This window comes from Bartonella sp. AP1QHHD (genome assembly GCF_042196265.1).
Lineage (GTDB): Bacteria > Pseudomonadota > Alphaproteobacteria > Rhizobiales > Rhizobiaceae > Bartonella.
In genome coordinates this window covers 1-12,694 of the sequence record NZ_JBHIPW010000005.1, presented here as the reverse complement: position 1 = coordinate 12,694, position 12,694 = coordinate 1, and the positions used below count along the sequence as shown (strand labels likewise).

The following is a 12,694-nucleotide window of genomic DNA, read 5'->3' as shown; positions in this document are numbered from 1 at the left end:
AAGCAGATTTTAATTCGCCATGTTGCAGAGCCCGGAACACAACGTTTGTTGTTGCAAAAACATGATATTGATGTTGCTCGTAATTTGACACCTGAAGATCTTGCAGATCTGCAAAAAACAACAGATGTTAAAGTTGAAAGAGTGTTAGTGCCAACTATGATGTACTGGGGATTTAATATGACAAATCCTATTTTTGCTAAGGAAAAAGTGCGTTTGGCGATGCGTTATCTCATAGATTATGAAGGTCTTGGCAAGAAGCTTCTCAAAGGGATTGGTGTTCCACGGGCCAGTTTTATTCCTCTTGGCAACTTTGGGGCTTTAGATGAAAAAGAAGGGCAGCCCTTTAAGCTTGATATTCAAAAAGCCAAGCAGCTTTTAACAGAGGCTGGTTATCCGAATGGATTTGCGGCAAATTTTCTCGTGTCAAACACTCCTTATACTTTGTTACTTGCTCAGTCACTCCAAGATAGTGCTGCACAGGCGGGCGTGCGTCTTAAAATTGAACGTGTAGCAGGTACACAGTTATTTTCAAAAGTGGATGCTCGAGCTTTTGATACGGCTTTTATCGGATGGAATAATGATTCTGCCGATCCTCATACAATGGCTTCACGTCTTATTTTCAATCCAGATAATCGTTTTGAGGCTAGAAATACAGCCTATCCTAGTTGGAAGCATGGGTATTTTGATGCTAAGATGAATCAAAAAGTTGAAGAAGCGTTGTTTCAAAAAGATCCGCAAAAACGGGCGCAAATATATGCTGATTTACAACGTGAACTTATGCAAAAAGGACCTTATGCGTTTATTTACCAGCAATATAGCGTTATAGCGATGACACCGGATGTCAAAAAATGGGTTTGGAATAGTGCACCGCGTATTTTTTATAGTAAAATTGAAAAATAAAAGTGTCTTTTCGTGTTGTCAAAGGTAAAAATAGCTTGATCATAATTGCATGATGAAAATATTTTTTCATATAAAAGTCCTTCAGTTTTTTAAAGGATGAAACTGTGGGGGATATTTGTGCTGTATATGATGGAGGTCGTTTATTAAGGAGGGATGAATATAGAAAGTTATATTGGGGAGGATCTTTGTTTATGGTTATAGATTCTCTGCATCCCGAATATAGACTGATGTATAAGAAAATTATTTTATAGATGCTTAGTTTGATTAAATGAAATTGATGTCTAATGCTATGCTATTTAAGCAAAATCACAATCACTTTGTGTGAAAAGGTAGAAGAATACAAAAGGAAGAGATAAAATGGGAAAACAAAGAATATTGAAAAAATTTTCTATTTTATTAAGCTCAATCGTTTTTTTTAATGGGGCTGTAACATCGGCATTCAGTGCCTCATCTAAAGATATATTGGTAATGGCATGGAATATTGATTCAATTAGTAGTTTTGATCCAGCGCAAACTGTTGAGGTTGTGACGAGTGAGTTATTGACGAATATTTGCAGCGCGTTAGTGCAATATGATGAACACGATCCTACAAAAATTCGCCCTGCTATGGCAAAATCTTGGGACGTTTTAGACAATGGCAAAAGAATAGTCTTTCATCTTCGTGATGATTTAAAGTTTAATGATGGAAGGATGGCTACAGCGCAAGATCTGGTATGGTCAATGCGACGGATTATTAAATTAGGATTAAGCTATGCTCAATCTTTAATGGATTATGGGTTTACCAAAAACAATATTGAAACAAATATTCAGGCTCTTGATGATAAGACTTTACAATTAAAATTAGATAAACCCTATCCTATTCAGCTCATATTGACTGTTATTGGACAATCTTATGCTTCTGCTTTGCTTGATCGGAAAACAATTGAAGCACAGAGTATTAACGGTGATATGGGGAATAAATATTTAGCAACACATACAGCTTGTGTTGGACCTTATAAATTGGTGAGCTGGTCTCCAGGAGATAAAGTTGTGTTAGAGGCGACACAACATTATTGGGGCGAAGTGCCTAAAATTAAGCAGATTGTTGTGCAGCATGTAGCGGATTCATCAAGTCAAAGACTTCTTTTGGAAAAAGGTGATGTGGATATAGTGCGTGATCTTTCTTCAGAGGATATTTTAGATCTTGAAAAAAAGGGAGGACCAGTCAAAATTAGTCGTGTTTTGCGTCCGCAGATTATTTACTTATCGTTAAATAATAAGAATGCAATTTTTGCGAATGAAAAGGTCAGATTGGCACTTCGTTATTTGGTTGATTATGAAGGTCTTGGAAAAACTGTTTTGAAAGGGATTGCTATTCCACGGGCAACTTATATGTCTTTAGGTGTTCCAGGTGCTTTAGATGAAAAAGAAGGTTTGCCTTTTCAGTTGGATTTGAAAAAAGCAAAACAACTGATTACTGAAGCTGGTTATCCTAATGGGTTTAAAGCTAATCTTTTAGTTGGAAGCCTTAGTTATATGTCGTCTGTTGCACAGTCTATTCAAGCCAATGCACGCAAAATTGGTGTTGAGCTTACAATTGAAAAAATGGCACAAAATCAATTGTTGAGCCGTGTACGTGGTGGAAATTATGATACTGCTATTATGGGGTGGGGGAGTGCCGATCCTGATGGACATCCTGCTTCATTAAATCACGTGTTTAACCCTGATCCAACATTTACAAAAAAGCACAATATGTATTTAGCTTGGCGCGCTGGGTATTATGATGAAAATATTAATAACATGGTGATGGATGCTTTGTTTGAGAAAGACCCCAATAAGCGTATCATGCAATATCGTACTTTACAGCATTATGTGCTAGAGCATGGTCCTATGGTTTATTTATTTCAGACATATTATACCGTTGGTATGGGACCTGATGTCAAAAAATGGATTTGGAACAGTTATAGACTTTATTACAATGAAGCAGAAAAATAAAGAAGCATGTTATAGAAAATGATTGTAGAACATGCTTAATAAGAGATTGTTTTGTTATATAAAAAAGTATTTGCTTTATGTTTTGTCGCTACAGAGGGGATTTTTATAATGGTTTTGCCACTTTCAGAGACTGAAAGAGCTGTATCAGAAAAGCAGAAAAAATTATTTTTATGGGATTTTTTATGCAAAGGATTGAAACTTCTTATTTCAGTTTTTATCACATTGCTTGGGTTGGTGACGATCACTTTTTTTCTTGGTCATCTTCTTCCTCTAGATCCGGTTCTGTCTATTCTTGGTGATAATATTAGTCAGGAAGCTTATGATGCAATGTATTATAAGCTGGGTCTTGATAAGCCGTTGATTGTCCAATATTGGAAGTATCTTCATAATGTATTTTTGTTTGACTTTGGAGATGCTTTAACTTCTGGGCGACCTGTTCTAGCCGATATTATGCGTGTATTTCCTGCAACATTAGAGCTTGCAACCGTTGCTATTGTTATTGGCACAAGTCTTGGAATTCCATTTGGTGTTTTTGCAGCAATGTATCGCGATTCATTTATTGATTATGTTGTCCGTGTTTTTACACTTGTAAGTTATTCTACTCCAACATTTTGGCTCGGATTAATGGCGTTGTTAATATTTTACGCCAAACTTGGCTGGGTTGGTGGCCCAGGACGACTTGATTTTCTTTATGAATATTCTTTTGAACCAAAAACAGGATTTTTCCTTTGGGATACTGCAAGCCAAGGACAATGGGAGGCTTTTGGTAATGTTTTTAGTCACGTTATTATGCCTGCTTTGATCTTGGCTTTCGGTGCTATGGCTTATATTAGCCGTATGACTCGTGGGTTTATGATTGAGCAGCTTAATCAGGAATATATCATTACTGCACGTGTAAAGGGATTATCGTGGGCGCGAACCGTTTGGGGGCATGCCTTTCGAAATGCTGCTGTTCAAATTATTACCGTTGTTGCACTTTCTTATGCTTTTTTATTAGAAGGGGCTGTTTTAACGGAGACAGTTTTTGCTTGGCCTGGTTTTGGACATTACTTGACAAATGCTCTTTTAGCCGGAGATATGAATGCAGTTGTAGGATGTACTTTACTTGTAGGATTTATCTTTGTCGCCATTAATTTATTTTCTGATTTGCTTTATCGCATTTTTGATCCAAGGACACGTTGAATATGACAGTAAGTAATCATCATAAATCGCAATCATCATCTTCTTTGGGTAGTTGGTTAAACGATCCTGTTCCAAACTCCATAATTCAAGCGAACATACAAAGAATTTATCACGCACTGGCTAAGTTTTTTCATAACTTTTCGGCTGTATTCGGTCTGCTTATTATTTGTATTATTATCATATGTGCATTTTTTGCTCCTTGGATTGCTACGCATGATTTTCTTAGCAATGATCTAGGGCATCGGTTGCAGCCACCCTCTATGGCGCATTATTTTGGAACAGATGAATTGGGACGTGATATTTTTAGTCGCCTTGTTTTTGGTTCCCGTATTACTCTTTATGTTGTTTTTCTTACAACAGTTATTGTAGGTCCAATAGGGCTTATTGTTGGAACTGTATCTGGTTATATGGGCGGATGGGTTGATACTGTGCTCATGCGCATTGTCGATATTTTTCTTGCTTTTCCAGGTTTGATTTTAGCTCTTGCATTTTCAGCCGCATTGGGACCAGGGATTGAAAATGCTTCTATTGCAATTTCAATTGCAGCATGGCCACCAATTGCACGTTTAGCACGTGCTGAGACTTTGACAATACGTTCTTCTGATTATGTTTCTGTAGTTCGCCTGCAAGGGGCCTCTGCTTGGCGAATTATTTTGTTTCATGTTGCGCCCATGTGTATTCCTTCAGTGATTGTACGATTAACTTTGGATATGTCTGGAATTATTTTAACGGCTGCTGGTCTTGGTTTTTTAGGGTTGGGAGCTCAACTTCCAAGTCCTGAATGGGGTGCGATGCTTTCTTCAGGGCGGGAATTTATGATGACAAATTGGTGGTTGGCGGCAATACCAGGCTGTGCAATATTATTTGCAAGTCTTGCTTTCAACCTTTTAGGTGATGGTCTTCGTGATGTATTGGATCCACGCAATGGGTAATAAATTATTAGAAGTAGAAGATTTACGTATTTCTTTTCCTACAACGCGCGGCATTTCAGAAGTTGTGCGTGGCGTTAGTTTTTCTGTTGGAAAAGAAAAAATTGGAATTGTTGGTGAATCCGGATCTGGAAAATCGATGACTGGGCGCGCAATACTAAGGTTGAGTCCAAAAGCAGCCATTGTTAAAGCTAAAAAAATGCGCTTTGAGGATGTTGATTTATTGGCCGCAAGTGAACCTCAGATGCGAAAAATCCGTGGGAAACGTATTTCAATGATTTTACAGGACCCCAAATATTCACTTAATCCATTAATACGGATCGGGGAACAGATTATGGAGGCTTACCGTATTCATTATCGTGTTTCAAAAGCTGAAGCGAGGGAGCGCACCATATCTATGTTAGAATCTGTTCATATTCGTGATCCTGAACATGTGATGCGTCTCTTTCCTCATGAAATATCTGGGGGGATGGGGCAGCGCGTGATGATTGCAATGATGCTCATTCCAAAACCTGATTTAATTATTGCCGATGAGCCAACATCTGCACTTGATATTACGGTCAGACGACAAGTTTTATCTGTATTAGATGAACTTGTGACAAAATCTGGAACGGGACTTATTTTCATTAGTCATGATTTAAATATGATTGCTGATTTTTGTGATCGTATTTTGGTGATGTATGCGGGCCGTGTGTTAGAAGAGTTGCCTGCTTCTGATTTGTCTCACGCTTGTCATCCTTATACAAAGGCGTTGCTCGCGAGTTTGCCACGGCTTGATAATCCAGTTGATATTTTGGCTGTTCCTGAGCGTGATCCTGATTGGTTGTATAATCCTACGATTGTTAATGGCGTTGAGGAGGTTCCTCATGACAAATTGTGAGAATATTATTGATGTTTCTAATTTATCTGTAACTTTTGGGCACAGGCATAAGGCAGTAACAGTTGTTAAAAATGTTAATTTTCATATTAAGCGTGGTGAAGCTTATGGTTTGATTGGTGAATCCGGATGTGGAAAGTCAACTATTTTGAATACATTGGTGGGGCTTATTCCAGATTATAGTGGAAAGTTTCTTTTTGCTGGACAAGAAGTTGAAAAGAAAAGAAGTAAGGATTTTTTACGCTGTATTCAAATGGTTTTTCAAGATCCTTATGCTTCGCTGCATCCAAGAAAAATGGTCCATACGGTTCTTTCTGAATCGCTCAAAATCCATGGAATGGATAATCAAAGAGAGCGGGTGGAGGATGCTTTAGATTCCGTTGGTTTAGATTCTTCATTTCTTTATCGTTATCCTCATGAGTTGTCTGGAGGGCAGCGTCAGCGTATTGCTCTTGCACGTACTTTAATTATTGAGCCAGAGGTGTTGTTGCTTGATGAGCCAACATCTGCATTGGATGTGTCTGTACAGGCTGAAATTTTAAACTTGTTGAAATCACTGCGCGTGAGAAAAAAGCTTACTTATTTGATGGTGTCCCATGATCTTGCTGTTGTTGCACATATTTGTGAACGTGTTGGAATTATGCATAAAGGGATTATTCTTGAAGAGCTTAGCAATGATGAATTGCGTAATCTACATGCGCAACACGATTATACAAAGGAGTTTTTTGAAGCAAGTATAGAGCCTATTGTCCATAGAGAGCAAAGAGCATGATCAATTTTACAAAAGAGAAAATGCAATTTTATTTGTTTTGAAGTTTCTGGAGATGTTTGACGGCATTGTTAAGAGGGAAGGGGATAATAGGATTTTTTCAGTATGAATTTTCTGGGCAGTGTTTGAGCTGTAATATTTTAAATCCTATTAGAACTTCCATTTTGAAATATATGAGTGACTTATAACATATCCCTTTGTTTGATATTATTGCATTATTTTTTACTTATCATTTTATGTTCAAAAGTTTTATTTTGGGATTTTAAGCATTAAATTTGTGAGAAATAACAAAAGATAGTAATGTTGTATTTTCTAGAAAAGCTTCTCATTATTTTACAATATCATTTTGTTTTTGGTTGTTCTCTTTTTTACAGTTTTATTCTTTATAAAAAGAATTTTTTGTAAAAAACATCCAATGGTCAATGACTGTCTTCAAATATTTCGCTGTTCTCTATTTAAAAAAGCGCTTAAAAACAGCTTATAATAAACCAAAAAGGCAGCAATATGCTGCCTTTTTGTTAAATTGAATAGGCTGTTTTTTACAGTCTTGATTTAAAACTGATAGAGTATTCCTCCTGAAAAGCTTGCACCACTTATACCAGTTTTTTGAAGCTTTTGTTGATAGCTGACATCACCATGAAGGGAGAGGTTAGCGGACAATTATGCACTAATACCAAGCCCACCTTCAACGGAACTTCCCAAGGGGTCACATTTATAATACTTATCAATATGGAATGTCTGATCATCACCAAAGGTTTTGATTAAGTTTAATTTTCCATAGAAAGACATAGGACGGCTGTTTTCAGTGGCAATGGTTTTTGTCAAACGTCCACCAACACGGGATTATCCATTGAGAAGGATTTTGCATCTCAATGGTCAGATTATCAGCATCTTTAATGGTATCAAACATCAAATGTTGATAGGCAAGCTGTGCCTGCGGTTCGAATGTTACGCCTTGGATACCCGTTGCAAATTGTTTGCTAACAGTTGTGGAGATCGCCAACATTTTTGCATTTTTCAATTTTGCGGTTGTACTAATGAGGGCATTGGTGATCTTTCTCTTTAGGAATCCATAGGATAAACAGCGTATCAAGATAGAAACCACTGTCACGCTGTTTACTGCCATAGGCGGTGAGTGAAATGACCATTTATTCAATATGCTCTTACTTGCTGTCTTGCATATTCTTTGGAGTGCAAAGAGAGTTGTCCATAGGTTTCTATAAGACCAAAATGTGTTGTAGATATTTTTCCCTTCTAGCGCGACAAAGTTAACAGCTCCTTGTAGAGCAGCATAACGAAGATGAGCACTGCTATAACCATATCTACTAGAAGTACTACTTATCAAAAAATAAGCTTCCTGTTTTTCCATAGGTGTATAAGAAAAAGCCATTCCGTTTGTCTTATTCTTTCCTTAAGACAAATGTCGCATATTGGTTAACAGTTGCATTTTGCTTAGCCATATTGGTCAATCCAGCATACAAGAGAGCATTGGGGCTTGATCAAATAGTTTGTATTTATAGCACGATGGTTTTTACTTTTGAGTCTCTATCAAGCAGTACTGGTTGTAAGCGAAAGTCCCAGAAGTTTTTATTTTCTCCTAAAAGGTTTTGTTCAGTATTTGTTTTACTGTGGTTTGATTTTGGTCCATAAGCTTTCAGTATATATTTATAAGGTGAACCACTTATTGTGATATAGTCCTTTGCAAGTTTGAAAGAGTTTAGATTTACTTTTCCAGAAACTTGAATGAGTGAAAGACCACGTGCACTGGTAAGAGCAGAAGCGTCTGCTTTAATATTGTTCTTTTCTAAATGTCCAGTGATGTAAACCAGTGTAGTACCTGAAACATCACCGTGAATCAGAAGATGGTCAGCTTTTTGTTTATTTATGGCAGCACTATCACTCCATTCGACGTTGAAATGAATTTCTGCTTTTCCTGTAGCATTGTAGACTTTTTTAGTATTTGGTCTGCCAGATCCTATGTGCAACGTGTGATAATGATCTTCAGTTGGCTCTTCAAAAACAATAGAGCTGTTATTGATGTTAAGGACAGAAATATCAGAACGTGCTCTTTGAGCAATATCAAGCAGTTTTTCGTTCTGGCTTTTTTTATTTGTGCTTGTTTTCAATATCCATTTCGTATTGTTTTGCAAATCAAAGACTGTTTTGAATTTTTTTCAGTGCTCACTTTGCCGTCTAAGATGGAGTGATCGGCATTTAGTATAAAAGTGAAATCATTTTTTTCGTTGAGGCTTCGGTTACTAATAAAACATTGGCACGGATTTCTGAATTTTTGAGATTGGCTTTACCAATTGATTCATTTGCATTAATTCCAGTACCATTTTTAATGTGAAGTTTTGCATTGGTTAAATTGATTTCTGATGTTTTATTGTTCTTAGATTTTTCAAATGCTATACTTCTATCTTCTGCTGTGGCAGAAACATTTGTTACATCAATATGTCCATTATTATTTACAACAAATGCACTATTTTCGGCAATTATTGTCCCTCCATTCATTTTGATTGTGCTGCCATTTTCTGAATAAAGTCCGATCTCAGCATTTTTAATCGTTGTATGGCCATATAATTCAACTAAACTGCCAACATCTTGGCTTTCCGCATCGAATCCGTTACTATCTGCTGTTATTAGAGTAACATTCGTGGCTTTAATATGTCCACCGTTTCCGGAAAATAATGCAGTAGTTTTACCTTGTACTGTTCCTCCCGTTATGGTGATGGTGGATTTTGAGTCTTTTGCATAGAGCCCACTGTCATCAGATGATGTAATTTGAGCATTGTCAGTTAAAGTAATAGTGCTGCCGTTTATGGCAGATACTGCTGCACCTTTTGCGTTAAATGATCCTCCAGAAACTGTTATTTGAGAACCATTATCTGAAATTATGCTATTGATTGCTTGCGGAACGGTTACATTTTCTAAAGTAATGGCACTTCTTCTTGCAATTATTGCATTGATTAGTAGTGCATTATCCTTACGATTTAATATCGTTACATCTTTCAGTTTGTTATTGCTCTTGTTTTTTAATAAGTGAATGCCTGCTTCGGAAGCAGTAATGGTTCCTCCGATCATTTTGATTGTGCTATCGTTTTGCGCATCAATTTCGATTTTAACGTCACTGATCGTTGTATTTCCAAGCAATTCAATCACACTGTTAGAGCCAGAGGCAGCTGCACCAGCAGCTACACCACGGCCATTATTAGTTGCTTTTAAAGCAACATTTGTAACCGTAATATGGCCACCTATGTCTGCTTCTAAGGCTGTATATTTTCCTGTCACGTTTCCTGTTGTCATCGTAATTGTGGATTTTGAGTCTTGTGCATAGAGGACTGCTTCATCATGTGACGTAATTTGAGCATTGTCCGTTAAGGTGATGCTGCTACCATTTTGAGCACATATTGTTGCATAGCTTGAATCAAATGATCCTCCAGAGATTGTTATGTTAGAACGATTATTTGCAATTACGCTGTTGCCTGTTTGAGTCACTTTTACATTTTTTAAAGTGAGAGCACTTTTTTTCTCTAGAAGAATTCCTTTGCCTGATTTTTTATTTTTACCGGTTGATATTATTACATTTTCTAGTTTACTTTCGGTGCTCTTACTGTTCACGAAGTCAACACCAGTTTTAGAAGTTGTAATAGTCCCCCCAATCATTTTAATTACGCCACCGTTACTTGCCACAAGCCCAACACCAGCATTCTTAATCGTTGTATTGCCATATAAATTCAATCATACTATTAGCGCTATTGACTCCTGCGCCTATTGTAGGAACATCCGTGACCTTGATATGTCCACCGTTTTCTGCAACCAACGCCATTTTTTCTTTGATTACGCTTCCTCCCATCATTTCGATTGTGGTTTCTGAATCTGTTGCATGGAGTCCAGTGCCATGAGATGATGTAGCTTGAACATTATTGGTTAGAGTTACGCGACTGCCATTGTAAGCAGATATTGCTGCCTTTGTGGCATCAAATGATCCTCCTAATATCGTGATTTCAGATTTATTATTTGCAGTAACGCTATTCATTGCCTTAGTCACTTTTACATTTTCTAAAGTGACTTCACTGTCTTTGTCTGCAAATATTGCAAAAGTTAGTGGAGCTTTGCCTTTGCCACTTGATATTATTATATCTTTTAGCTTGTTTTCAGCATTCTTACTGTTCAAGAATTTAGCGCCAGTGTTGGAAACTGTAATAGTTCCCCCGGTCATTTTCAGTGTAGCACCATCTTTTGCTTCAAGACCGCAAAAAATGCTAGAACCAGTTCCTTTAATGGTTGTACCATCCAGTAATTCAATCGCAGTGTTAGAACCTTCAGCTGTTATAGCGTGCGCATTTGTGCCTATGTTGGTGTTTGTTTTTTGTTTCCGATTATCGTCAAATGCTTGCCGATAATTTGACCACCTTTTTTTGCGTGAATAATTTCGTAGGTTTCGTTGGAAACTTCTTTTTTACTTTCTGAAATTTCAAGATTTTTAGCTTGTGCATTAAGATTGATAGAAGAAAGTACAACTGCCACAATTGCTGTGCAGGATAGAAGAAAATTTTTAGGCATCAGTCTACTCCTTTTAAAGCCCCCAACATTCATTTTCCCGCTAACTTCATAAGCAGAAGTGAAAATAGATATTGCTTTTATTTTAATAACACAGCACTTTGATATTTTGTTTTGCTTTTTTTGTCAAAATTAAAGTTGTATTTATGTTTAATTATGTAATATTAAATTTATTTCATAATGTATTTTTATATAATTATATTTTAAAAATAAGTTTTTTATTAGTGATATATATTATTTTATATCAATATTAATTTATTTTAATATTTATTGATGTATAATTAAAGAAATACAGTTATATAAAATAAATTAAAAAATATAATATAAATAAGAATAGTAGTGTTTTTAATATTGTACATTTTCAAAAAAATGAGAGATTTTATAGTTTTAAAGTTAATAAATAATAAATATTTTTGTGTGTAATTTACTTTATATTTTATATTGAGTGGAAAAAAGTGAAATTAGAGTGGATATGTGATAATTGATTGTTCTTACCTACATTATGTATCGAATGAGTTTTTGACAGCAAAAATGAGAGAAGGCTTTAATAGAGCGTTGAGGGTTCTTTGAGTGCTCAGTGTCTTCTTTGAACAAATAAAATATAAAAATATGTAGAATCCGCTGATAAGCCACAATTTCCGAAAGGCTACATACTATACAAAACTCCGTTGGATGTAGTTTGACATTAGGTTTTGTACTAAGTGGGAAGAGGTGAGATTAGTTAGAAATACGTGATAATTTATTGTTTTTATGGTTATTTTTTACCATTAAATGCGCGTTTTAATGGCATGGGGCAAGGACCATCCCGTTTTAACAAGCGCCATTATCAAAACCATTGCCGCCCTGATGGCTTTTAACATTGTTCTACGTGTGTTGCGCTTTACCATGACTGGCGCACACGTCTTGGTTTATTTTGGTGCTGATACCACCACCATCACCAAATGGAAAAACATCATTGCTGCTGCTTTTGATTTCTCTCAAACTTGGCAAAAGTTTAAACAAGAGCTTAGCGCTGTTGTCGAGTGGTTTGGCAATTTGTGGGAGGGCGTTAAACAAAGCCTTTCCAACTTTTGGAGCTGGTTGGGAAGCTTTTTTGCCCGCGAAAAGCTCTCTGATGATGCCAAGGCTGGTATGGAACAAGCCGGCGAAGATTTAGCCAATTGGATTGTCGATGGTTTTATGGCACCCATCACAAAGTTGAGCGATTTTTGTAAATCTTTGCCCAGCCGCATTAAGGGGTGGATTGGGTCGATTGATGTAAGAGAGTTTTTGCCAAGTTTTTTGGGGGGTAAAACGTCCATCCAACCCATCGTGCAATTTGCGGGGGCTTCTCCTGTAAATTCATCTGCGAGAGAGCAAAGAGACAAAGATCACTCCACCATCACACACAATCAAAATGTCACGGTGCATGTCAATGGTGCGCGTGAACCCATGGACACTGGTCGTGCGGTTGCCCATGCTTTGCAACGGGCACGTGCCAATGCGCTGCACGGCGGGACA

General features: G+C 36.9%; 12 protein-coding genes and 1 pseudogene. 7 read left to right on the top strand and 6 right to left on the bottom strand.

The window, feature by feature from the left end; all coding sequences use genetic code 11:
• The 6 genes from ACFIME_RS00635 to ACFIME_RS00610 all read left to right on the top strand — a co-directional run.
• Nucleotides 1-900 (top strand): ABC transporter substrate-binding protein (locus ACFIME_RS00635; RefSeq protein WP_375684349.1); only part of this gene is annotated, 900 nt, incomplete at its 5' end.
• A gap of 357 nt (nucleotides 901-1,257) precedes the next feature.
• A complete protein-coding gene (locus ACFIME_RS00630; RefSeq protein ID WP_375684348.1) occupies nucleotides 1,258-2,874 on the top strand; it encodes an ABC transporter substrate-binding protein in 1,617 nt (538 codons plus the stop codon).
• A gap of 108 nt (nucleotides 2,875-2,982) precedes the next feature.
• Nucleotides 2,983-4,056, top strand: coding sequence for an ABC transporter permease (locus ACFIME_RS00625; protein WP_375613823.1), 1,074 nt, complete (start codon nucleotides 2,983-2,985; stop codon nucleotides 4,054-4,056).
• A gap of 2 nt (nucleotides 4,057-4,058) precedes the next feature.
• Nucleotides 4,059-4,988, top strand: coding sequence for an ABC transporter permease (locus ACFIME_RS00620; RefSeq protein ID WP_273790732.1), 930 nt, complete (start codon nucleotides 4,059-4,061; stop codon nucleotides 4,986-4,988).
• On the top strand, nucleotides 4,981-5,865 hold the full coding sequence (locus tag ACFIME_RS00615; RefSeq protein WP_273790733.1) for an ABC transporter ATP-binding protein: 885 nt from the start codon (nucleotides 4,981-4,983) through the stop codon (nucleotides 5,863-5,865). Before ACFIME_RS00620 ends, ACFIME_RS00615 begins: the two co-directional genes overlap by 8 nt.
• Complete coding sequence (locus tag ACFIME_RS00610) at nucleotides 5,852-6,634, top strand: ABC transporter ATP-binding protein (protein WP_375662420.1); 783 nt, start codon at nucleotides 5,852-5,854, stop codon at nucleotides 6,632-6,634. Before ACFIME_RS00615 ends, ACFIME_RS00610 begins: the two co-directional genes overlap by 14 nt.
• A 657-nt stretch (nucleotides 6,635-7,291) precedes the next feature.
• Here the strand turns inward: ACFIME_RS00610 and ACFIME_RS00605 are convergent.
• The 6 genes from ACFIME_RS00605 to ACFIME_RS00580 form a co-directional block, all read right to left on the bottom strand.
• Nucleotides 7,292-7,456, bottom strand: a complete 165-nt coding sequence (locus ACFIME_RS00605; protein WP_375662419.1) for a hypothetical protein — start codon at nucleotides 7,454-7,456, stop codon at nucleotides 7,292-7,294.
• Nucleotides 7,434-8,021, bottom strand: a complete 588-nt coding sequence (locus ACFIME_RS00600; protein ID WP_375662418.1) for an autotransporter outer membrane beta-barrel domain-containing protein — start codon at nucleotides 8,019-8,021, stop codon at nucleotides 7,434-7,436. Before ACFIME_RS00600 ends, ACFIME_RS00605 begins: the two co-directional genes overlap by 23 nt.
• A gap of 124 nt (nucleotides 8,022-8,145) precedes the next feature.
• Entirely contained in the window at nucleotides 8,146-8,757 is a 612-nt protein-coding gene (locus tag ACFIME_RS00595; RefSeq protein WP_375684347.1) for a hypothetical protein, read from the bottom strand.
• Between the two features lie 88 nt (nucleotides 8,758-8,845).
• On the bottom strand, nucleotides 8,846-10,324 hold the full coding sequence (locus ACFIME_RS00590) for a hypothetical protein (protein ID WP_375684346.1): 1,479 nt from the start codon (nucleotides 10,322-10,324) through the stop codon (nucleotides 8,846-8,848).
• Nucleotides 10,325-10,343: 19 nt separating this feature from the next.
• Nucleotides 10,344-10,853: a right-handed parallel beta-helix repeat-containing protein gene (locus ACFIME_RS00585; protein WP_375662415.1), complete on the bottom strand. Its 510-nt coding sequence runs from the start codon at nucleotides 10,851-10,853 to the stop codon at nucleotides 10,344-10,346.
• Between the two features lie 131 nt (nucleotides 10,854-10,984).
• On the bottom strand, nucleotides 10,985-11,197 hold the full coding sequence (locus tag ACFIME_RS00580; protein WP_375633122.1) for a hypothetical protein: 213 nt from the start codon (nucleotides 11,195-11,197) through the stop codon (nucleotides 10,985-10,987).
• A 780-nt stretch (nucleotides 11,198-11,977) separates the two neighbouring features.
• On the opposite strand from ACFIME_RS00580, the pseudogene ACFIME_RS00575 reads away from it, so the two are divergent.
• A pseudogene (locus tag ACFIME_RS00575) lies at nucleotides 11,978-12,694 on the top strand (phage tail tape measure protein); the annotation flags it as partial.